Below are 21104 nucleotides of genomic sequence, written 5' to 3' on the forward strand. Positions count from 1 at the left end.
AGGTCGCCGGCCTTCCATGGCGACGGGTTGATTCAGCGTTTGCGCATCCGCTCGGCCAGCGCACCGATCGGTCGGGTCATGCTGCGTCGCAAGCGTTGAGAGAAGGATTCGCCCTCATAGACCGGCGCCGGGGTAACCACTTCATTGGGCTGGCTGTACTGCGGAAACAGACTGAGTGCATGGGCGCGGTTGATGCCATGCATGATCGCTGGCGACCACATCTCCAGGCTTTCCAGCGTCCGGCACTGCAGCGCCGTGGCGGGAGCCGGGGCGAAGGGATAGTCACTGCCGAAAAGAATGTGTGACGGTTCCACCAGTTCCTTGAGCGCCGCCATGGAATAAGGTGATGGTGACAACGCCGTGTCGAAGTAAAAGCGACGGATGTAGGTCATGACGCCTTGCGGTGCGTGCTGCTGAAATTCCGGCAACATGTTGGCCAGCGAGACACGCCAGGCCACAAACGGCAGGAAGCCGCCGGAGTGGGACAGAATCCAGCGAATGCCGGGATAGCGCTCCATGGTCCCGCTGAGGATCAGATTGACCGCCGCGCGCGTGGTATCGCAGAGAAACTCAATGAGAAATCCCGGGGTCTGCAGACCGATGCTTTCGCTGGTCTGGTGCATGTTGGGATGGATGAATACCACGGCTTTTCGGCGGTCGAGTTCGGCCATCAGTTCGTCGAAGCGCGGATCACCCAAAAACACCCCGTCGGTGCTGCCCAGCAAAACAATGCCCTCGGCCTTGAGTACGTCCAGCGCGTGAATGGCTTCACGGCAGGCGGCCTCGGTGAACGGCATCGGCAGCACCGCGAAGTTGCCGAAGCGGCTCGGATAGCGCGTGCGCATCTGCGCGGCGAACTCGTTGCAGCGTCGCGCCAGCTCGCTGGCCTGTCGGACCCCGTCACCGAAGTGGACGCCGGGCGCAGACAGCGAGGTGATCGCCCGCTCGATGCCGTTCGCATCCATCACCTCAATGGATTTTTCCGGGGTCCAGTCTGGCAGAGGCGCTCCCGCAACGCAGTGCAGCCCTCTGGCATTCATCGCATCGACGAATGCGGGTGGAATGATGTGATGGTGGACATCGATACGGCCTTGCTTGATTGACATGCTGACTCTCTTGTTTGGGCTTCGACCGAGCGCCTGCGACTACTGGGAAAAGAACCGTGCTCGGTGGGCGTACAACTTTCGAGATCAATATTGAACATTTGTGTTCAATCATGTCAATGATCGACAAACGCTGATTTGCTTTATTTTGAACGCGCTTGTTCAATGTCCGGAATCTCTCCGTTGGAGCTCATTGCTTTGAAACTCAGTCCCGTGCAGAAGCGCATCCATGAAGCTGCGATCCGGCTGTTTGTCGAGAAACGTGTCGAAGAGGTCAATGTCAGCGAACTGGCACAGATCGCCGGGGTAGCGCGCGGCACGATCTACAACAACCTCAACTCGGTGGAGACGCTGTTCGAAGATGTCGCCAGCCAGCTGAGTGCCGAAATGAACGACAGGGCCGCGCGCAGTACAGATCCCCATGCGTCCCCTGCCGTCCGCCTGGCCACCGGCATCCGCCTGTATATCCGCCGCGCCCATGAAGAGCCGCACTGGGGAGCCTTCATCGTGCGCTACGGCGCCAGCAATGAGACGCTGCAGCAGATGTGGAGCGGTCCACCCATGCACGATGTGCTCAGCGGCCTGAGCAGTGAGCAATACAGCTTTCGACAGGAGCAACTGCCTTCGGTGATGGCGATGATCGGAGGCGGGGTGCTGGGGGCGACGATGCTGGTACTTCAGGGTCACAAGACCTGGCGCGACGCGGGTTCCGATATGGCTGAATTCGTTCTCAGGGCGCTCGGCGTGCCAGCCGATGAAGCGCGCGGCATCGCTACTCAGGATCTGCCCCTTCTCGCAGCCTGAAGTCCTACGCTGATTTTTCTTGAGCCAGATCCCTTGGGGAATCTGGCTTTTTTATTGCCCGCAAAAAGACAATTGAACACTGTTGTTCAATTCTAATCTTGAGTGTTAGAGTCTGCCGCAAGCACTGACCCACCGCCCGGGTCGTAGTGCCTTACGCCAGGAACTGACAATGAACAATAAAGAACCTCTTCCTGCCCTGACCTCGCGAACGGTACAAGTGGGTCGTCGGCAGATTTTCATCAGCGAAACGGGCGTCGGCCATCCCCTGCTGATGCTTCACGGTGGCGGAGCGGGAGCCTCGGGGCTCTCCAACTACTCGCGCAATATCGAATCGCTTGCCCGGCAGTTCCGCGTCATTGTGGTCGACATGCCCGGTTACGGCCGATCCACCAAAGGTGTGGATCGCAAGGACCCCTTCGGCGATCTGGCGGGGGCGATGCTCGGCCTGCTCGACACCCTGAACATCAGCAGCGCTCACGTGGTGGGCAACTCGTTGGGTGGTGCCTGTGCCTTGCGCATGGCGCTGGATGCACCCGGCCGGGTGTCGGCTCTGGTGCTGATGGGCCCCGGTGGCGTCAATACCACTCGCAGCCTGCCGTCACCCGGTCTCAAGCTGTTGCTCGACTACTACAACGGTGAAGGCCCGACGCTGGCCAAGATCACGCGTTTTATCCGCGACTACCTGGTGTATGACGGCAGCCAGGTCAGTGACGAGATGATCCGCGAGCGTTTCGAGGCGAGTATCGACCCGCAGGTCGTTGCAGCCCCTCCCCTGCGTCGGCCAACGGGCATTCCCCGTTTCTCGCGCTGGGACTTCACCCGCGATTCACGCCTCGAGCATTGCCAGGTTCCGACCCTGGTGCTCTGGGGCGCGGACGACAAGGTCAATCGCCCCAGCGGCGGCGAGGCGCTGCGCAGTCGCATGCCGGATTGCAACCTCTACCTGTTCAGCCGGACCGGTCATTGGGTGCAGTGGGAACGTGCGGACGAATTCAACTCCGTGACCCTGGCGTTCCTCGCCAGTCGCACAGCGCGCTGAGTTTTCGTCATGAATAATCAAGCAACGATCAGTCGGACAACGCCGGACATCTTCGGCGCCAGCAGCATGGGCTATGCGTTGATCGAGTCCCGCCACCTGGCGCGTTGGCGTGAGCTGCTCCAGCACGGCATCGGTCTGCACCTGGCCAGTTCGGACGAACAAACCCTGGCTTTTCGTATGGATCAGCACCAGCGGCGGATCATTATCCAGCGCGGTCCGCAGGAAGATTTTCTTGCCGTCGGCTGGCAATTACGCGACCAGTCCACCCTCGACGAAGTGCTCAAGCGCCTGCAACGCCTCGGTATCGAAGCGCAACCCAGCCAGCCGGAAGAAGCCGCACAACGTGGGGTGAAAAGGTTCTGGCGGGTGCTCGGCCCCAAACGCATGGCCGTCGAGCTGTTCTGGGAGCCGCTGCTGACCGACAAGCCCCTGAACATGCTCAGTGCAGGTTTCATCACCGGTTCCGCCGGAATGGGCCACCTGGCGATCACCTCGCGCAAGCCACAGCAGATGCAGCGTTTCTGGCAGGAAATATTTGATGCACGAGCCAGCGACCACATCGTCGAGCGGATTGCCGGAGTGACCCTGGACATTGATTTCTTCCGGGTCAACGAACGTCACCACTCGATTGCCATCGCCCGCGTGCGTGGCCTGCCGATGGATCCGATTCGTACCCGAGTGCAGCACATGAACATGCTGACCACCTCGGTCAGCGAACTGACCAACGCCTATTTGCGCTGCCGCACGCTCGGTTTCGAAATGGCCCACGAAATCGGTGAGCACCCCAACGACCGTGAGCAATCGTTCTACGTGATGAGCCCCAGCGGTTTCGAGCTGGAACTGGGTTGCAACGCCAGGGTGGTCGATGAGGCGCAGTGGCGCACAACCTCCTATCAAGGCATCAGCCTTTGGGGGCATCGCCCGGAGAAAAGCGGTGCCTGGCACACGTTGACCACCAACCTGGCCAACTTCGCCCGCGGCACACGTTCATTGCTCAAGCCCGAATATTCACCGCTGTAAGAGAGATATCGTCATGAATAACAAAAACGAGTCTGTAACGAGCGTCGACGTGATTATTTCCGGGCTTGGCCCGACGGGCGCCACGCTCGCGCATCTGCTCGGCAAGCGAGGTCTGTCGGTGCTGGTACTGGAACGCGAGCCCATGTTTTATGGCAACGCCCGGGCGGTCTATACGGACGACGAATGCATGCGCGTCATGCAGGCGGCCGGCGTTGCCTCCGAGCTTTCAGCCAACATGCAAGTCGATACGCCCGCTCAGTGGGTGCTGGCCAATGGCAAGATCCTCGGCCAGTACTGGCGCCTCGATCGCCCCTACGGCTGGCCGATCATCAACTTCCTTTACCAGCCCTGGCTGGAAACCACGCTGAGCGATCTGCTCGAACGCTATCCCAATGTGCGGGTTGCCCGTGGTCGTGAACTCACGCAGTTCACACAGGATGAACATGGGGTGACCGTGACCCATCAGGCCACCAGCACCTTCCGTTTCAGTGATGCGACGGATGCCCGCCAGGCCTGCGAAATCGATCCGGACCCGCAAACCATTCGCGGGCGCTATCTGGTGGGGGCTGACGGCGGCCGCAGTACGGTCCGTGAGGCCTTGGGCATCGGCATGAGCGGCAAGAACTTTCCCGAACCCTGGCTGGTGGTCGACCTGGAGATGAAGGAAGGCGAGGATGCCTTGCGTCATCTGCCCTACTTCAGCTTCATCTGCGACCCTGATTGCCCGACGGTCTGCTGTCCTCAGCCCGGTCGTTTCCATCGCTTCGAATTCATGCTGATGCCCGGCCAGACTCGCGAACAGATGGAAGACCCGACCGTGGTGCGCAGCCTGATCAGCCGTTACGTCGATCCGGACAAGTTCGAGGTCAAACGCAAGCTGGTCTACACCTTCAACGCCCTGGTGGCGAAAGATTGGCGCAAGGGTCGGGTAATGATTGCCGGCGATGCTGCCCACATGACGCCGCAGTTCATGGGCCAGGGCATGAGTTCCGGCGTGCGTGACGCCTACAACCTCGCCTGGAAAATCGACGCCGTGATCAAGGGGCAAGCCGGTGAGCGGCTGCTCGACACCTATGGCAGCGAACGCTTCCACCATGCCAAGGCGATGATTGATATTTCGGTGCAGATGAAAGACTTCGTCTCGATGTCCAGTCCGGTTTCCAGCCTGATGCGCAACCTGCTGGTCAAGACCGTCCTGGCGACGCCATTTCTCGGCCGCTATGTTCGCGAAGGCCGTTTCAAACCGGCCCCGACCTATGCCCCTGACAGCTATCTGGGCATGCCTCGCCGCCATCGGCGCTCGCCGGAAGGCCGGATGATTCCGCAACCCGAAGTCCGCACCTTCAAGGGCCAGCGTGTATTGCTCGATGATCTGCTGGGCGACGGTTTTGCCTTGATAGGACTTGAGGTCGATCCACGCGTCCACCTGAGTCAGGCCTCCCGGAAACTGCTGGATATCCAGAACACGCGTTTCGCCACCCTCTTCCCGTTTGGCACCCGTCCACAGGGCGCCGATACCGATCGTTCCAATACCCAAGAGTTGGTCGAACTGGAGGATGTGCAGGGTGAGATGGTCGCCTGGTTCAAACGCTCGGGGTTCTCCAGCGGAGCCATCGTCGTGGTGCGCCCGGACAAATTCACCTTCGCCATGGTCGAGGCTGCGGATCTGGATCGGGCCATCAACGAACTCAAGTTCCAGCTGCAATGGAGCCCCGGCGCTGAAGTCGTCGCAGACGAGCCTCGACTGCTGAGGAAAATCGCATGAGCCAGTTCCCTTTGCAGCCTCTGCAAGACGCCGCCGCGGCCCTGGCCAGAGCACGGGAGCATCGCGAGCCCTGTGCAAGGATCTCGTCCACTTTCGGTATCGATTCGTTGACCGGCGCCTATGCCGTGCAGGAGATCAACACCCAACGGGCCCTGGCCCAGGGGCGGCGTCTGGTCGGCCGTAAAATCGGACTGACCTCGGCTGCCGTGCAACAGCAACTGGGCGTCGATCAACCGGATTTCGGCATGCTGTTCGCCGATATGGAAATCGCCGATGGCGGTGAGATCCCGATCAGTCAGTTGATCCAGCCCAAGGCCGAAGGCGAGATTGCGTTCGTTCTGAGCCGCGATCTTCCGCACGAGGATACGACCCTCGCGGAATTGCTGCGGGCGGTGGAGTATGTGGTACCTGCGCTGGAAATCGTCGACTCGGCCATCGAGAACTGGAACATATCGCTGGTGGACACGGTGGCGGACAACGCTTCATCGGGGCTGTATGTGTTGGGTAAACAGCCGACTCCACTCGCCTCGCTGGACCTTCGACTGGAAGGCATGCTGCTGGAAAAAAATGCCGCCACGGCTTCGATCGGTGTCGGTGCCGCATGCCTCGGCAATCCGGTGGACGCCTGCCTGTGGCTGGCTCGCACCATGGCCCGGATGGGCCGTCCCTTGCAGGCTGGTGACGTGCTGCTTTCCGGCGCCCTGGGGCCGATGACGCCGGTCGTGGCCGGGGACAGCCTGCACTTGCACCTGACCCGACTTGGCCAGATCCGTTGCCGCTTCATCTGACCTGCCCGTCCTTCTGCGCCAGGCTGTCGTGGCCTGGCCCTTCTGAGAGATTGCTCCCATGAGTCAAACCAAACTCAAGGTCGCCATCATCGGCTCCGGCAACATCGGCACCGACCTGATGATCAAGATTCTGCGCAACGCCAGACACCTGGAAATGGCGGTAATGGTCGGGATCGACCCTGCATCCGACGGTCTCGCCCGCGCCGAACGCATGGGCGTCGCGACCACCCACGAGGGGGTTGAAGGCCTGGCCCGCATGGACGCGTTCAAGGACATCGATTTCGTCTTCGATGCCACCTCGGCTAGCGCCCATATCGAGAACGAAAAACGCTTGCGCTCGATCAAACCGGGTATCCGCCTGATCGACCTCACTCCGGCGGCTATCGGCCCTTACTGCATTCCAGTGGTCAACCTGGAGCAAAACCTGGATCGACTCAACGTCAACATGGTCACCTGTGGTGGTCAGGCGACCATTCCAGTGGTCGCCGCCGTATCCCGTGTTGCCCGGGTTCACTACGCCGAAATCGTCGCCTCGATCGCCAGCAAGTCTGCCGGCCCCGGCACCCGCGCCAACATCGACGAGTTCACGGAAACCACCTCCAGGGCCATCGAAATGGTGGGTGGGGCTTCCAAAGGCAAGGCGATCATCATCATGAACCCCGCCGAACCACCACTGATGATGCGTGACACGGTATTCGTGCTGTCCGAAACCGCCGATCAGGCGCAGATCGAGGCTTCCGTCGAGGAGATGGTGGCAGCAGTCCAGGCCTATGTGCCGGGCTATCGCCTGAAACAGAAGGTTCAGTTTGACGTCATTGCCGAATCGACACCTATGAACATTCCGGGACTGGGACGCTTCAGCGGCCTCAAGACCTCGGTATTCCTTGAGGTCGAAGGCGCCGCCCATTACCTGCCAGCCTACGCCGGCAATCTCGATATCATGACCTCCGCTGCCTTGGCCACCGCCGAGCGCATGGCGCAGTCGATGCTCAACGCCTGAGGGGCCCGACATGACATTCAATCCCGGCAAGAAAATCTATATCTCCGACGTCACCCTGCGCGACGGCAGCCATGCCATCCGCCATCAGTACTCTCTTCAGAATGTGCAGGACATTGCGCGCGCACTGGACAAGGCCAGGGTCGATTCGATCGAAATCGCTCACGGCGACGGCCTGCAGGGTTCGAGCTTCAACTATGGTTTCGCTGCCCATACCGATCTGGAATGGATCGAAGCGGCGGCCGAAGTCCTCGAGCACGCCAAAATCACCACCCTGCTGCTGCCAGGGATCGGCACGGTGCACGACCTCAAGGCCGCCTATGACGCCGGCGCACGGGTGGTGCGCATCGCCACGCACTGTACGGAAGCCGACGTTTCGAAACAGCACATTGAATATGCTCGCGAGCTGGGCATGGACACCGTCGGTTTCCTGATGATGAGCCACATGATCGCCCCTGAGCACCTGGCGGCCCAGGCCCGGCTGATGGAAAGCTATGGCGCCACCTGCGTGTACATGGCCGACTCCGGTGGCGCGATGAACATGCAGGATGTTCGCGAGCGCTTCCGGGCTTTCAAAGCCGTTCTGAAACCGGAAACCGAAACCGGCATGCACGCCCACCACAACCTGTCGCTGGGCGTCGCCAACTCGATAACCGCCGTCGAGGAAGGCTGCGACCGGATCGATGCAAGTCTGGCCGGAATGGGGGCTGGTGCCGGCAACGCGCCGCTGGAGGTTTTTATTGCCTCCGCCGAACGTCTCGGCTGGAACCACGGCACCGACCTCTACACGCTGCTCGACGCCGCCGACGACATCGTCCGCCCGCTGCAGGACCGGCCGGTGCGGGTCGACCGTGAAACGTTGGCACTGGGTTATGCCGGCGTCTATTCAAGCTTCTTGCGGCATGCCGAAATTGCCGCCGCCAAATATGGTCTCAAGACCCTCGACATTCTTGTCGAGCTGGGCAAGCGGCGCATGGTCGGCGGTCAGGAAGACATGATCGTCGACGTCGCGCTGGATCTGCTCAAGCGTTGAACCGTGCAACATGGCCGGCTTATCGCCCATGCCGCGGTGGGCCGGTCTCGGAACTGTATCCGGTGGAGCTCCGACAGCGTGTCAGCGCTGCGACTTCGGGTGTCCACGATATGCACCTTGTTCTTATCATTTGACGAGCCGTTTTTCCTTGGACGGCCGATAACCGAAATAGGCGCTGTAGCACTTGCTGAAATGGCTGGGCGAGACGAACCCGCAAGCCACCAGCACATCCACCTGCGACAACTCGGTGTGTTGCAGCAGACGCCGGGCCTCGGTGATGCGCAGTTCCATGTAATAACGCTGCGGCGTGGTGCCCAGTTGTTCCTTGAACAGCCGCTCCAGCTGACGCCGGGAACGCCCGGCGTACACTGCCAGTTGCTCCAGCTCCAGCGGTTCTTCGAGGTTGGCGTCCATCAGCTTCACTACTTCGCGCAACGGCGCGCTGACGCTGATGTTTTCGGTGGGTTTGATCCGCCGGTAGCGCGATTCCTCGAACGCCAGAATGTCTTCGATCCCTTCGACCAGCGCTTTGTCGTGCAGACCCTTGATCCAGTCCAGTGCCATGTGGAATGCGCCGGACGGGCTCGAAGCGGTCAACCGGTCACGGTCGATCACATAGGGCTCGCTGCTGACCTGGGTGGCCTTGGAGATTTCCGCCAGCGCTGGCCGATGCTCCGGGTGAATTGCACAGCGATACCCTTCCAGCACCCCTGCCCGCCCCAGAAACCATGAACCGTTCCACAACCCGGCCAGCAACACGCCAGCCTCGACGGCCATTTTCAGCAGACCGATGAACTCATCGCTGGCCTTCAATTCCGTGCGGTAACCGCCGCAGATCACCAGCAGATCCAGTTCCTGCAACACACTCGCCTCAAGCCGTGAATCCGGGCGGATCACCAGCCCCAGATCGCTGATCACTTCGCCGTCGCTCAGGCCGAAGGTGCGTGTAGAGAACAGACCGGGGCGCAGCAGATTGGCGGTGACAAGGGTGTCCAGCGCCTGGGTGAAGGCCGGCAGGGAAAAATGCTCCAGCAGCACGAACCCGGTACGGGTCATGCGCCCCGCCCCGGAGGAAGGCTCGTTCAGGTAGCGAAGGTTCTTGCCCTTCATGCCACCGCTGAATTGGCGTCGTTCGATCAAGATGTGGTCCATCAGTTACTTGTTATGCCGCCATGCTAACCGCCGGGACGGCAAAATACTCGGGAATGAATGCAATTCGCCCCAACCGGTACAAACGTACCGATCGGGGCGAAAGTGACCTGTATAAAACCGCGATGGATCAGGAAGCGTCGATCCAGATGGTTTTCAGCTCGGTGTACTGGTCGTGGGCCCAGATCGACTTGTCACGCCCACCGAAACCGGACTCCTTGTAGCCGCCGAAAGGCGTCGAAGCATCGCCCTCGCCGAAGCAGTTCACGGTGACGATACCGGCGCGGATCCCCCGCGAGAGTTTCAGCGCATGGCGCAGGCTGCCGGTGTACGCCGACGCGGCCAGGCCATAAGCCGTGTCGTTGGCCAGGCCGATCGCCTCGTCGACCGAGTTGAACGTGGTCACGCTCAGCACCGGGCCGAAGATTTCTTCCTGGAACAGACGACTGTCACGGCTGACGCCATCGACGATGGTCGGCTCGACGAAGATGTTGTCGGCCGTGTTGCCCCCCGCCAGTACCGAAAGATTCTCGTCCCGGGCGTGATCGAGGTACGAGCGGACCTTCTCGAAATGCGCCTTGCTGATCATCGAGCCCAGACGGTTTTCCGGGTCCAGTGGATCGCCCATTTTCCAGTCGGCCAGATGCACCTGCACGCGTTTGAGCAGTTCGTCCTTGATGTCCGAATGCACGATCAACCGCGACGAGGCCGAGCAGTTTTCGCCCATGTTCCAGAACGCGCCGTTGACCACGTGCTGAGCGACCAGATCGACGTCTTCGACATCGTTCATCACCACCGCCGGGTTCTTGCCGCCGCACTCCAGCACGATGCGTTTCAGGTTGGATTCGCTGGAATACTTGAGAAACAAGCGCCCGGTGTCGGTGGACCCGGTGAAGCTCACCATCGCGACGTCCGGGTGACGGCCCAGCGGTTCGCCCGCCTCCTTGCCGCCGCCGGGCACCACATTGAAAACGCCGGCGGGAATCCCCGCCTGATGCGCCAGCTCGGCCACGCGCAGGGTGCTCAGGGTGGTTTCCTTGGCCGGTTTGACCACAATGGAACAGCCAGCGGCCAGCGACGGGCCGATCTTCCACGCGAGCATCAGCAGCGGGAAATTCCACGGCAACACCAGACCGACCACGCCAATCGGTTCGCGCACCACCATGGTCACCGCGCCGTTACCGGTCGGTGCGGTCGAGTCGTAGATCTTGTCGATCAGTTCGGCGTGCCAGCGCAGGGTATGAATCGTTTCGGGCACGTCGATGTTCTGGCATTCGCGGATCGGTTTGCCGCTGTCGAGACTTTCCAACACCGCCAGTTCATGAGAGTGGTCTTCCAGCAATTGGGCGAATCGCAGCAACACCGATTTGCGCGCCGACGGCGCCAGCCCTTGCCAGCGCCCATCCTCGAACGCAGCCTTGGCGGCGGCGACAGCAACATCCACGTCCTGGGTACCGCAGGCGGTAATCTCGGTCAGCACCGCTTCGGTGGCCGGGTTGGTCGTGGTGAACGTCTTGCCGGACAGCGCGCTGCGAAACTCGCCGTTGATGAACGCCTGATTGCGAAACTCAAGCTTCGCCGCCAGTTCGCGATATTGCGCTTGACTCAGAAGATCGGCCATTTCAAACCTCCGCGACGATGCGCGCCACATTCTGCTTGAGGGTTTTGATCACGCTTTCCAGCACTTCCTTCTCGGACGCTTCCAGCGGCTGCATCGGCTTGCGCACGCCGCCGGCGCGCAGGCCGACCAGTTCGCTGCCGTGCTTGATCGACTGAACGAACTTGCCACTTTCCAGCACATCCATCAGCGGCAACAGCGCCGACATGATCCGCCGGCCCTTGTCGAAGTTCTTCTCCAGAACGCAGGCTTCGTACAGAGCAATGTGCTCGGCCGGAATGAAGTTCGAACCGGCGCAGACCCAGCTGCGCGCGCCCCAGGCGAAGAACTCCAGGGCCATGTCGTCCCAGCCGCAGGACAGCTGGATCGAGGGATGCGAATGCGCCAGACGATGCAACTGGGCGGTGTCGCCGGAGCTTTCCTTGATCGCGACGATGTTCTTGCAACCGGCAATCGCCTCGAAGAACTCAGGGCCCATCGCTACGCCCATCCGCGCCGGGTAGTTGTAGAGCATGATCGGCAGGCCGGCGGCCTTGTCCACGGCCAGCACGTGGGCGGCGATTTCCTTTTGCGTCGGCAAGGCATAGGGCGGCGAGCCCACCAGAATTGCGTCGGCCTCGATCGACTTGGCGTGCTCGGCGAAGGCCACCGCATCTTCGGTGCGAATCCCGCCCGTGCCGATCACCAGCGGGATGCGGCCGTTGATCACTTCCCTGGCGCGCTCGGCCACTTTCAGCCGTTCGGCGGTGGTGTGGGCGTAGTACTCGCCGGTCGAACCACCGATGACGATGCCGTGAACCCGCGACTCGATCAGATACTCGAGCACTTCGGCGAACGCCGAGTAATCGATCTGGCCATCGGCGGACAAAGGCGTAATGGCGGGGGTAAAGATGCCGTCAAAGTTCATTGGGTTTTCTCCAGTGATTACAGTGTTCAATTCGTTGGCCCGACGCCGGTATGGCCCGGGCAAGGTTCAATTCAGCGAGGCAGCCTGTTGCAGATTGAGCGAGCGGGTTTCCGGCGCTAGCACCCACGACAGCACCAGACCGACCAGGGTGACGGCCGCCGCGATGTACATGGTCTGGGCGATGCCCAGCGTGCTCAGGGAAACCGGCACCAGATACGTCCCCGCCGCCGCGCCGATGCGCGACAGTGACGTGCCGACACCGACCGCGAAGGCGCGGATTTCCGTGGGGAACAGTTCATTGGGGTACACCAGCGTCAGCACCTGGGCGCCGCCGATGAACAAGGCGTAAACGGCAAAGAACGCAAGCATCAGCGCATTGGGCCCGGCATGACCGACGGCCAGCCCGAGCAGCGCAAGGCCCGAGCAGAGAAAGCTGTAGATCAGCAGATTGCGTCGGCCCACACGGTTGATGATCCGGGTCGAAATCACACAGCCGATGACAAAGAACAAGGTAATCGCCACCGAGCCCAGGGATGACCAGTCGCCCTGCAGATTCAGCGCGGCCAGCACCTTCGGCGCAAAGGCATACACGGCAAACAGCGGCACCACCGAGCAGGTCCAGAACACCACGACAAACAGCATCCGCTTGCCGTAGCCGGAGTGCAGCAGGTTGAAGATCGTCAGCTTCTCGCCCACCCGGTGCTCAGGAAGATTGACCAGGGAGAAGTCGTTGCCGTAGACCTGTTTGATGATCGCCTCGGCTTCGGCGGCGCGGCCCTTGCTCAACAGCCAGCGCGGCGATTCGGGTGTGCCGATGCGCACCAAAAACAGCATCGCGCCGATGACCGCCGCGCTGGCCAGCACCAGCCGCCAGGCATCGGAGCCCCACAGCTTGAACATCAGCTCGCCCACCACATACGCCATCGCCGCCCCGGCGAACCACATGATCGTCAGCGTCGCCAGACGCGGGCCGCGATACTTGCGCGGCATGAACTCGACCAGCAGCGAGGTCGCCACCGGGTACTCGATGCCGACCGCCACCCCCAGCAGCAGCCGCAGCACAAACAGCGCCATCGCCGAATCGACCCACAGCTGCGCCAGCGACGCCACGATGAACAAGGTCGGCCCGACGAACAGCAGACGCTTGCGCCCCAACACATCGGTCAGCCAGCCGCCAAGAAAGCCGCCGAAGAAAATGCCGATCAGCGCCGAGGCGGCAATCATGCCTTCCCAGAAATCGTCCAGTGCCAGAGACCTGGACATGTGCACCAGCGCCACACCGATGATGCTCAGAACATACCCGTCGACAAAGGAGCCACCGGCCGAACGGATCGTCAGCAGACGATGAAAACCATTGAGCGGTACGTCCTCGATTGATACAGCAACGTTGTTCATTTCTTGTCCTTGTATTCAGTGCATCGTTACTTCAGCTCATCGCGAATCGCGGGCAATGAACGTTCAACTTTCGCGGCCGGCGCGGTACTGCCCCCACTTCAGGTTCATGTTCACGCCCAGCGACAGAAACGGTTCGGGCGGGTTGCCCGTCGGCCCCGGCGCCTGCAACAGGAAATCGATCAAGCCGTCGCGCTGCCCGGCCAGCCAGTCGGCGAGCAATTTGCCGGTGACCGTGCCACGGGTGACGCCCAGGCCATTGCAGCCCAGCGCGCCGTAAACGTTCGGCGCCAGTTCGCCGAAGAAGCCGTTGTGGTTCCTCGACATGGCCAGCGCCCCGCCCCAGGTGTATTCGAATTGCACCCCCGGCAACATCGGGAAGCGCTGATCGAACGAGGCGCGGTGCCGGTGCACGAAGCGCTCGTTGTATTTGCTGTTGCTGCGGCCATCGGGGTTGAAGCTGAAGCTGTTGCGGATCAACAAGCGATTGTCGGGAGTACGCCGCACCGTGGTGCCGAACGGATCGGCGGGGATCGCGCCCCAGAACGGTTTGCCGCCCAGACGCGCCTGCTCTTCATCGGTCAGCGGGCGGGTGATGCTGGCGTAGGTGTAGATCGGCAACATACGGCCCCGCAGAAAACCGAAGCGCATGCCGAACGAGTTGTTGGCCAGGATCAGTTTGTCGGCGGTGATGCTGCCGTGAGCGTGCTTGAGCAAGGTTTTGGCGCCGTATTCCACTTCCAGAATCGGCGTGCGTTCGTACAGAGTGACGTTCGCCGGCAGACTGTCCGCCAGGCCCTTCACCAGCGCCGACGGCTGAACCAGCACCGCGCCGGGAGTGAACAGCGCCTTGCGGTAGAAACGGGTGCCCAGATGCTCGGGCAACTCATCCGCCTCGATCATCTGATACGGCTGACCGAGTTTGTCGAGCCCTCGGCGATAAGCTTCCAGCACCGCGATCCCGCGTTCTTCAACGGCGGCCTGATACTTGCCGCAGGCTTTCATCTGGCAATCGATGCCGAATTGATCGACCAGATTGCGCAGGATCGACTGGCCTTCCAGGTTCAGTTTCAGACTGAAACTGGCCAGGTCGATATCACCGATATAGTCCTCGGCCCCGATGTCGTGGGGCAGATCGATTGCGAAACCGGCGTTGCGACCGGACGGCCCCAACCCCACTTCCTGCGCCTCGATCAGCACCACTTCATCTTCGGGGAAGTTCAGCGCGAGCTGGCGTGCCGCCGCCAGCCCGGTGAAGCCGGCGCCGACGACCACCCAACGCGCCGAACGGTGGCCGCGATGACCGGGCTCGGGGCTGCGCGGCCGGCTCAGGTGGAACCAGCCACAGCTCTCATCATCGGCGGGCAGCGAACTGACTTTCATAGTGTTGAACCGTTTATTGTTGAAATGACAAATCGAAGCCGACACGAAGCGAACGCGCGGAATCGCGTTGAATGAAAAAAGCCATCAAAGTTGCCTAAATGAATGCGTTTGAATGACGGCTTTACGCCACGGGATAACCGCCACTCGAACTAACGAACAACCGCTTACTTGGCCGCCGCCCGCGCATCGCTCAGCCAGCCGTCGTAACTTTGCTGGTGGGCCTTGATCCACTCGGCAGCGTGGCGCTTGATGTCGGCCAGGGACTTCTCGCCGTTCTGCATCTTCAGGTTCTGCGCACTTTCGTCGGCGGTGCTGATGCTGACTTCGGAGAGGAACTTGCGGGCCACCGGGTTCTTCTCGGCGAACTCCTTGTTCATGACGGCATTGATCGTGTCCACCGGGAAGCCGAGGTTCTTGCCTTCGTAGAAGGTGTCCTTGCTTTCCTTGCCGTCAGGCAGGTCGGTGTAAGGCACCGGCAGCCAGACCACGTCGCGCCCTTCGACCAGCACGCTGGAAATCCACTGCGGCACCCAGGTGAAGAACAGCACCGGTTTACCTTGCTGGTAGCGGGCGATGGTGTCGGCCATCAACGCGAAGTACGAGCCGCGGTTGTCGACGACGGTCGGTTCCAGGCCGTAAGCCTTCATGTGGTGTTCGACCATCACTTCGCAGCCCCAGCCCGGGTTGCAACCGGTCAGATCTGCCTTGCCGTCGCCGTTGCTGTCGAACAGCTTGGCGATCTCCGGTTTCTTCAGGTCCGACAGATCCTTGATGTGATAGGCGTCTGCGGTTTTCTTGTCGATCAGGTAACCCTGCAGCACGCCCTTCATGATCTGCCCGACCTTGACCATCACGTCATCGCCTCCGGCCTTCTCGTAAAAGGCTTCGTGCAGGTGCTCCCACTCATGCACGGTGAAATCCGCGTCGCTGTAGGACAGCGCCAGGAACATCGCCGGGTAATCGGTTTCCTTCGGCTGTTTGACGTCGTAGCCCAGTTCCTTGAGCCCGGCGATCACCACTTCGCCGCGAAAGCGCTCTTCGGCGATGGTCGGAAAAATCGGCGTGATCGACACACCGGCGCCGGGCTTGTTGGCATCGGCCGCATAGGCTGCCGAACACAGGACAGCGCCCAACAAGGAAGCAACCACACCCGCCATGACACTTTTCTTGAGATTTGCCAGTTTCATGTTTCACCACGCTTTGGAGTTTTAATCGGTGAGCAGAAAGGTTCAGTTAATGACCGCACGAGCAATGTTCTTCTTTTTCTTCAACTTCATGACCAGGCCGACCGGCCCGCTCTCATACCAGCGCTGACCGGTGGCCAGATCGCTGCTGCGTTCACCCATGGCCTGAGTCAGGCGATCGAGGAACACCGCCAGCAACACCAGCCCTGCCCCGCCGACGCTGGCCAAGCCCATGTCGAGGCGCCCGATGCCGCTGAGCACCATCAGCCCCAGCCCGCCGACCGAGATCATCGAGGCGACCACCACCATCGACAGCGACAGCATCAAGGTCTGGTTCAGGCCGGCCATCATGGTCGGCGCGGCCAGCGGCAGTTGAACCTTCATCAGCATCTGCATCGGTGTGCAGCCAAAGGCCCGTGCCGCTTCGACCTTGTCCGCCGGCACCTGACGAATGCCGAGGTTGGTCAGGCGCACCAGCGGCGCGACGGAGAAGATGATCGTGACGATCACACCGGGCACGTTGCCGATACCGAACAGCATCACCACCGGCACCAGGTACACGAACGCCGGCAGGGTCTGCATGGCGTCCAGCACCGGGCGGATGATCATTTCCGTGCGGTCGCTGCGGGCACAGAGGATGCCCAGCGGAATGCCGATCACCGCGCAGAACAACAGCGAGGTCAGCACCAACGCCAGGGTGACCATCGCATCGTTCCACACGCCGATCAGCCCGAGCCCGGTCAGGGTCGCCACACTGAAGATCGCGATGCGTTTGCCGCCGATCTGCCAGCTGATCAGCCCGGCGATGATGATGAACACCGTCGGCGGCAGCGAAAGCAGCCCCCACTGGACGCCGTCGAGCACCTGATCGACCGGCCAGCGAATCGAGCGAAAGACATCCCGGAAGTTATGCACCAGGTATTTGAGGGCGGTTTCAACCCACGATCCCAGCGGAATATTCAAACTCTGGAAGGGATCCAGAAAGTTAAAGTCGGACATGACACTACCTCGCACTTGCGGACTGCGTGACCATTCTTTTTTAAATCAGGATCTCAGCTATTGCCCAGGCAACTTAATAGATGCCCTTGCGAGATCGACCCTTTATAAAGTCCAACTTCATCAACTACCGGCATTGGCGTAGATGAAGCGGCAACAAGATGAAAGATCTCGCGCAAGGAAGCGTCAGCCTTTATCGGAGTTTGACGACCCGGCTCATAAACAATGCCGGAATCGGCTTGTGCGATATCGCCGGCGCGCAAGATCCGGCTGGTATCGAAACCGTTGAAGAAGTCCCGGACGTATTGGTTCACCGGGTTGCACAGCAGCTCACGGGGCGTACCGATCTGCACCACGCGCCCGCCCTCCATGATCGCGATGCGATGGCCGATGCGCACGGCTTCTTCAATGTCGTGGGAGATGAAAATGATGGTGCGATCCTGCTCGGCCTGAAGCTTGATCAGCTCGCCCTGCATCTCGCTGCGGATCATCGGATCGAGGGCGGAGAACGCTTCGTCCATCAGCAGGATGGCCGGGTCGTTGGCCAGCGCCCGGGCCAGGCCGACCCGCTGTTGCATGCCGCCGGAGAGCTGGTGAGGGAAGCACATTTCCTGCCCGGAAAGCCCGACCTGCTCAAGGGCGCCCATGGCCCGGCAGTAGCGTTCCTTTTCGCTGACACCGCTGATTTCCAAGCCGAAGCTGACGTTGTCGATGACGCTCATGTGCGGCATCAGGGCAAACGACTGGAAGACCATGCCCATGTCTTTGCGGCGCACCTGCAACAGGTCCTTGTCGCCCAGTCCGGTGATTTCCCGGCCATTGAGAAAGATGCTGCCGGAGGTCGGCTCGATCAGGCGATTGAACAGTCGGACCATGGTCGATTTGCCGGAACCGGACAAACCCATGATGACAAAGATCTCGCCTCGCTTGACCGAGAAGTTGGCATCGAATACACCGATGGCCTGGCCGGTCTTTTTGAAGACTTCGGCTTTCGAGGCGCCCTCTTCGATCAACTTCATGGCCAGTGCTGGCTGAGTGCCGAAGACTTTATAAACATTCTTCACGCAAATTATTTCGTCGGAGCGATTCATACCTTGCCTCCATCGCGTTGTGCATATTCGAATTCAAACAATATGCAATCGAGCGAAACGGTTTTAGAGCGGCAGCGGTAATAGTTATAAGTCGTCACGACGGGTTTCCTTTTATTATTTTTGGGACCCCAGGAACGAGGGACGTTTCAAATTTATTAGCATCCCCCTGCTTAATCCAACGACATTTACAGGGGCATGTTGATAACGTCGGGTTATCGATCACGCCGGCATCCGCCGCTGGCAGCCGGCATCGCCTGCCAGCGACCGCGACTATCCTTGCAGCGACGCCGGCGTATCCCTGCGCGCAGGCTTGGGCTACCCTCGTCGCGCTTCGCCCGGGAGCCGTATCGTGAGGAGGCCGTACAGATGACCAAGCATGTCGACCCAGACACCATCTTGCTTAAGATGCCGTCCTTGCGGGCCGTAAAGGCATTTGTCGCCGCCGCCAAGTACCAGAGCTTTACCCGTGCTGCCGAAGCATTGTGCGTTTCCCAAGCCGCCATCAGCCGGCAGATCCGCGAACTGGAAAGCTACCTCGGCGCGCAGTTGTTCACCCGCGTCGGGCGTGCCGTAGAACTCACTTCGGCAGGTGCGCTGTTTTTCGACGCCGCCCAGCTGTCGTTCGTGAACATCGCCCAGGCCGCCGAGCGCATCCGCAGCAGTCAGTCGGTCAAGAAGGTGCTGACCATCTGTTGTTCCCCGGCGTTCTCGGCGCTGTGGCTGTCGAATCACCTGCCGGAGTTCTTCGCCCAGAGCGAAGGCATCGAGCTGAACCTGATCACCACCCAGAACTTCCTGACCATGGAACCGGGCGTGCAGCCCGACGTGTTCATCACCAAGATTTCGCGCATCCGCGAGGGCTATCGCAGCTACCCGTTGTGTCACGACCTGATCTACCCGGTGTGCACGCCGCAGTATCTGGAGCAGCACCCGGAAATCGCCACTATTGAGGGCGTGCGTGATTCGGCCCTGCTCAACCTCAGCCCCTACGGTCGTTCGCAAGTCGCCGAGCATGTCGACTGGGGCGTGTGGCTGGCGTTTCAGTCCATCGACATCGACGACCGCCCGGCGACCAGTCCGCAGATTTTCAACGCCAACGACTACAACCTGCTGATCAGCATGGTGTTGACTCATCAGGGCATCGCGCTGGGCTGGAATCATCTGGTTGCGCCGCTGTTGCAGCGCGGCTTGCTGGTGCGCCCGATCGAACAGGAAGTGCAGTTGCGCAACAGCTGGCACTACCTGAGCTGCCGCGAGAACGCCGACAACGAAGACGCGCTACGGCGATTTCGCGAGTGGATCCTGTCGAAGTTTCCCCGTCGTTAACCCTCGATTTGGTTATCAATTGCCCGACGAAAATGTCGTTGGAGCCGCACAACCTTCCTGACTCATTGTGGAGCGGCGCCGGCCGGGATCTGGCCGGTTCCCCTCACAGGAAGGAATTGTTGAATGTCTCTCTACGAATTCTGCCGCGACTTTGATTTCCTCCAGGCCCCGGCCAAGACCCGGAATATCCTGCAGAACAGCCTGCTGGATATCGTTGGCGTCATGGCCGGTGCCGCGTCCAATGACACCAGTGTGGCGCTGCGCCGTTTCGCCGTTGCCCACTACCCCGCCGGCGAGTTCGGCAGCCGTCTGCTGTTCGACGGTCAGCGCGTGAACCTGCTGGGTGCGGGTTGGGCCGGCGGCTTTTCCGCCGACAGCCTCGATGCCCACGAAGGCCACTTCCGATCCAAGGGACACGCCGGCGCGACCGTGGTGCCGGCCCTGCTCGCCCTTGTCGATGCGCTGCATCACCAAGGCAAGGAAGTCAGCGGGCATGAGCTGTTGAGCGCGCTGTGCCTCGGTTATGAAACCGGGCTGCGCGCCGGAACGGCGCTGATGTCGACCTCCCCGACCTATCACGCGTCCGGCGGCTTTTCGGCAATTGGCGTGGTCTGCGCCGGCGCCCGCTTGCTGGGTTTTGACGAACCGACCTTTCGCCATGCCTTGGGCATTGCCGAGTACTTCAGCGCCCGTTGCCCGATGATGCGCCTGATCGCGTTTCCGACCATGTTGCGTGACGCCCACGGCAGCGGCGCCTTTGTCGGATTGAATGCGCTGTTAATGGCCAGGGAAGGCGTAACCGGTGCGCCGGCGGAAACCGTCGAGGACGCCTCGGTGGCCGAGCACTGGCTCGACCTCGGACAGCGCTGGGAAATCGACAGCCAGTATTTCAAACCCTGGCCCGTGTGCCGCTGGGCGCAACCGGCGCTGACCGCGATGCTTCAGTTGCAACAGGATCATCTTGGGCTCAACGCTGACGGAATCGAGACCATCCGCGTCGAGACCTTCTACGAGTCGATGTGCCTGCAAGGTCACACCCCGGCGGATGCCGATCAGGCGCAGTACGCTCTGGCCTTTCCGCTGGCAGCGCTGATCGTCAGGGGCAAACTCGGGCCGGACGAAGTCACCGGAGAATCCATCCACGCCGCCGACATCCGCGCCTTGAGCGCACGCATCGAGATCGTCGAAGCCGCCGATATTTCCGCGCGGTTCCCCAATGAAATCCTCTCGCGCGTCACCGTCACGCTGAAAAACGGCAACGTGCTCGTCAGCCCGATCACCGCCGCACGGGGCGATCCCGAAACGGCCCTGAGCCGGGAAGAACTGGAGCAGAAGTTCGACCTGTTCGCTTCAAGCCTCGGCCACGAACGCAGCCTCGCGGTGAAACAGGCGATTCGCAATCTGGGCCAGTCTGCGTCGGCCATCGCCACGCTTGAGCCGATCTTCGAACGGGTTCACCCATAACCTCAACGCATCGATTGCCCGCAGGAAATGTCGTTTGTGACGGCT

General features: G+C 61.0%; 18 protein-coding genes. 9 read left to right on the forward strand and 9 right to left on the reverse strand.

Going from position 1 to position 21104, the window contains the following annotated elements; translation table 11 throughout:
* Positions 1–32: 32 nt before the first annotated feature.
* On the reverse strand, positions 33–1106 hold the full coding sequence (locus OQ248_RS27035; protein ID WP_265814721.1) for an amidohydrolase family protein: 1074 nt from the start codon (positions 1104–1106) through the stop codon (positions 33–35).
* Between the two features lie 195 nt (positions 1107–1301).
* On the opposite strand from OQ248_RS27035, the gene OQ248_RS27040 reads away from it, so the two are divergent.
* The 7 genes from OQ248_RS27040 to dmpG all read left to right on the forward strand — a co-directional run bounded on the left by OQ248_RS27040 (position 1302) and on the right by dmpG (position 8549).
* Entirely contained in the window at positions 1302–1907 is a 606-nt protein-coding gene (locus tag OQ248_RS27040; RefSeq protein ID WP_085710178.1) for a TetR/AcrR family transcriptional regulator, read from the forward strand.
* 169 nt (positions 1908–2076) lie between these two features.
* On the forward strand, positions 2077–2946 hold the full coding sequence (locus tag OQ248_RS27045; protein ID WP_265814722.1) for an alpha/beta fold hydrolase: 870 nt from the start codon (positions 2077–2079) through the stop codon (positions 2944–2946).
* A gap of 9 nt (positions 2947–2955) precedes the next feature.
* Positions 2956–3966, forward strand: a complete 1011-nt coding sequence (locus OQ248_RS27050; RefSeq protein ID WP_265814723.1) for a VOC family protein — start codon at positions 2956–2958, stop codon at positions 3964–3966.
* 13 nt (positions 3967–3979) lie between these two features.
* Positions 3980–5731, forward strand: coding sequence for a bifunctional 3-(3-hydroxy-phenyl)propionate/3-hydroxycinnamic acid hydroxylase (locus OQ248_RS27055; protein WP_265814724.1), 1752 nt, complete (start codon positions 3980–3982; stop codon positions 5729–5731).
* Positions 5728–6519 (forward strand): fumarylacetoacetate hydrolase family protein, encoded by a 792-nt coding sequence (locus OQ248_RS27060; RefSeq protein WP_265814725.1) that lies wholly within the window; start codon positions 5728–5730, stop codon positions 6517–6519. The genes OQ248_RS27055 and OQ248_RS27060 overlap by 4 nt, the downstream gene beginning before the upstream one ends.
* A 58-nt stretch (positions 6520–6577) precedes the next feature.
* The gene (locus OQ248_RS27065; RefSeq protein ID WP_265814726.1) at positions 6578–7519 is read left to right on the forward strand and encodes an acetaldehyde dehydrogenase (acetylating); all 942 of its coding nucleotides are present in this window, start codon (positions 6578–6580) and stop codon (positions 7517–7519) included.
* A gap of 10 nt (positions 7520–7529) precedes the next feature.
* A complete protein-coding gene (gene dmpG / locus OQ248_RS27070; protein ID WP_265814727.1) occupies positions 7530–8549 on the forward strand; it encodes a 4-hydroxy-2-oxovalerate aldolase in 1020 nt (339 codons plus the stop codon).
* A gap of 126 nt (positions 8550–8675) precedes the next feature.
* On the opposite strand, the gene OQ248_RS27075 is transcribed toward dmpG, so the two are convergent.
* From OQ248_RS27075 to OQ248_RS27110, 8 genes are all read right to left on the reverse strand, one after another.
* Positions 8676–9701, reverse strand: a complete 1026-nt coding sequence (locus OQ248_RS27075) for a GlxA family transcriptional regulator (RefSeq protein ID WP_265814728.1) — start codon at positions 9699–9701, stop codon at positions 8676–8678.
* A 127-nt stretch (positions 9702–9828) separates the two neighbouring features.
* Positions 9829–11319, reverse strand: coding sequence for an aldehyde dehydrogenase (locus tag OQ248_RS27080; RefSeq protein WP_265814729.1), 1491 nt, complete (start codon positions 11317–11319; stop codon positions 9829–9831).
* A gap of 1 nt (position 11320) precedes the next feature.
* Positions 11321–12223 (reverse strand): dihydrodipicolinate synthase family protein, encoded by a 903-nt coding sequence (locus OQ248_RS27085; protein WP_265814730.1) that lies wholly within the window; start codon positions 12221–12223, stop codon positions 11321–11323.
* 66 nt (positions 12224–12289) lie between these two features.
* On the reverse strand, positions 12290–13618 hold the full coding sequence (locus tag OQ248_RS27090) for an MFS transporter (RefSeq protein WP_265814731.1): 1329 nt from the start codon (positions 13616–13618) through the stop codon (positions 12290–12292).
* 63 nt (positions 13619–13681) lie between these two features.
* Entirely contained in the window at positions 13682–14998 is a 1317-nt protein-coding gene (locus tag OQ248_RS27095; protein ID WP_265814732.1) for an FAD-binding oxidoreductase, read from the reverse strand.
* A 164-nt stretch (positions 14999–15162) separates the two neighbouring features.
* Positions 15163–16185 carry a glycine betaine/L-proline ABC transporter substrate-binding protein ProX gene (proX, locus tag OQ248_RS27100; protein WP_265814733.1) on the reverse strand — a complete coding sequence of 341 codons (1023 nt, stop codon included), beginning with the start codon at positions 16183–16185 and terminating at the stop codon, positions 15163–15165.
* A gap of 42 nt (positions 16186–16227) precedes the next feature.
* The gene (gene proW / locus OQ248_RS27105; RefSeq protein WP_265814734.1) at positions 16228–17181 is read right to left on the reverse strand and encodes a glycine betaine/L-proline ABC transporter permease ProW; all 954 of its coding nucleotides are present in this window, start codon (positions 17179–17181) and stop codon (positions 16228–16230) included.
* A gap of 53 nt (positions 17182–17234) precedes the next feature.
* Entirely contained in the window at positions 17235–18269 is a 1035-nt protein-coding gene (locus OQ248_RS27110; protein WP_114882521.1) for a glycine betaine/L-proline ABC transporter ATP-binding protein, read from the reverse strand.
* A gap of 366 nt (positions 18270–18635) precedes the next feature.
* Here OQ248_RS27110 and OQ248_RS27115 point away from each other — a divergent pair, with 366 nt between their 5' ends.
* Both OQ248_RS27115 and OQ248_RS27120 read left to right on the forward strand, forming a co-directional pair.
* Positions 18636–19595, forward strand: coding sequence for a LysR family transcriptional regulator (locus OQ248_RS27115; RefSeq protein ID WP_114882519.1), 960 nt, complete (start codon positions 18636–18638; stop codon positions 19593–19595).
* 123 nt (positions 19596–19718) lie between these two features.
* Positions 19719–21059 carry an MmgE/PrpD family protein gene (locus tag OQ248_RS27120; protein WP_265814735.1) on the forward strand — a complete coding sequence of 447 codons (1341 nt, stop codon included), beginning with the start codon at positions 19719–19721 and terminating at the stop codon, positions 21057–21059.
* Positions 21060–21104 lie beyond the last annotated feature (45 nt).

This window comes from Pseudomonas sp. COW5 (assembly GCF_026240005.1).
GTDB lineage: Bacteria > Pseudomonadota > Gammaproteobacteria > Pseudomonadales > Pseudomonadaceae > Aquipseudomonas > Aquipseudomonas kribbensis.

Coding starts and splice junctions, on each gene's coding strand:
- OQ248_RS27075 (WP_265814728.1), bottom strand. CDS start 9,701: ATGGACCACATCTTGATCGAACGACGCCAATTCAGCGGTGGCATGAAG.
- OQ248_RS27115 (WP_114882519.1), top strand. CDS start 18,636: ATGACCAAGCATGTCGACCCAGACACCATCTTGCTTAAGATGCCGTCC.
- OQ248_RS27120 (WP_265814735.1), top strand. CDS start 19,719: ATGTCTCTCTACGAATTCTGCCGCGACTTTGATTTCCTCCAGGCCCCG.
- proX (WP_265814733.1), bottom strand. CDS start 16,185: ATGAAACTGGCAAATCTCAAGAAAAGTGTCATGGCGGGTGTGGTTGCT.
- OQ248_RS27060 (WP_265814725.1), top strand. CDS start 5,728: ATGAGCCAGTTCCCTTTGCAGCCTCTGCAAGACGCCGCCGCGGCCCTG.
- OQ248_RS27055 (WP_265814724.1), top strand. CDS start 3,980: ATGAATAACAAAAACGAGTCTGTAACGAGCGTCGACGTGATTATTTCC.
- OQ248_RS27080 (WP_265814729.1), bottom strand. CDS start 11,319: ATGGCCGATCTTCTGAGTCAAGCGCAATATCGCGAACTGGCGGCGAAG.
- OQ248_RS27095 (WP_265814732.1), bottom strand. CDS start 14,998: ATGAAAGTCAGTTCGCTGCCCGCCGATGATGAGAGCTGTGGCTGGTTC.
- dmpG (WP_265814727.1), top strand. CDS start 7,530: ATGACATTCAATCCCGGCAAGAAAATCTATATCTCCGACGTCACCCTG.
- OQ248_RS27065 (WP_265814726.1), top strand. CDS start 6,578: ATGAGTCAAACCAAACTCAAGGTCGCCATCATCGGCTCCGGCAACATC.
- proW (WP_265814734.1), bottom strand. CDS start 17,181: ATGTCCGACTTTAACTTTCTGGATCCCTTCCAGAGTTTGAATATTCCG.
- OQ248_RS27085 (WP_265814730.1), bottom strand. CDS start 12,223: ATGAACTTTGACGGCATCTTTACCCCCGCCATTACGCCTTTGTCCGCC.
- OQ248_RS27050 (WP_265814723.1), top strand. CDS start 2,956: ATGAATAATCAAGCAACGATCAGTCGGACAACGCCGGACATCTTCGGC.
- OQ248_RS27090 (WP_265814731.1), bottom strand. CDS start 13,618: ATGAACAACGTTGCTGTATCAATCGAGGACGTACCGCTCAATGGTTTT.
- OQ248_RS27110 (WP_114882521.1), bottom strand. CDS start 18,269: ATGAATCGCTCCGACGAAATAATTTGCGTGAAGAATGTTTATAAAGTC.
- OQ248_RS27045 (WP_265814722.1), top strand. CDS start 2,077: ATGAACAATAAAGAACCTCTTCCTGCCCTGACCTCGCGAACGGTACAA.
- OQ248_RS27035 (WP_265814721.1), bottom strand. CDS start 1,106: ATGTCAATCAAGCAAGGCCGTATCGATGTCCACCATCACATCATTCCA.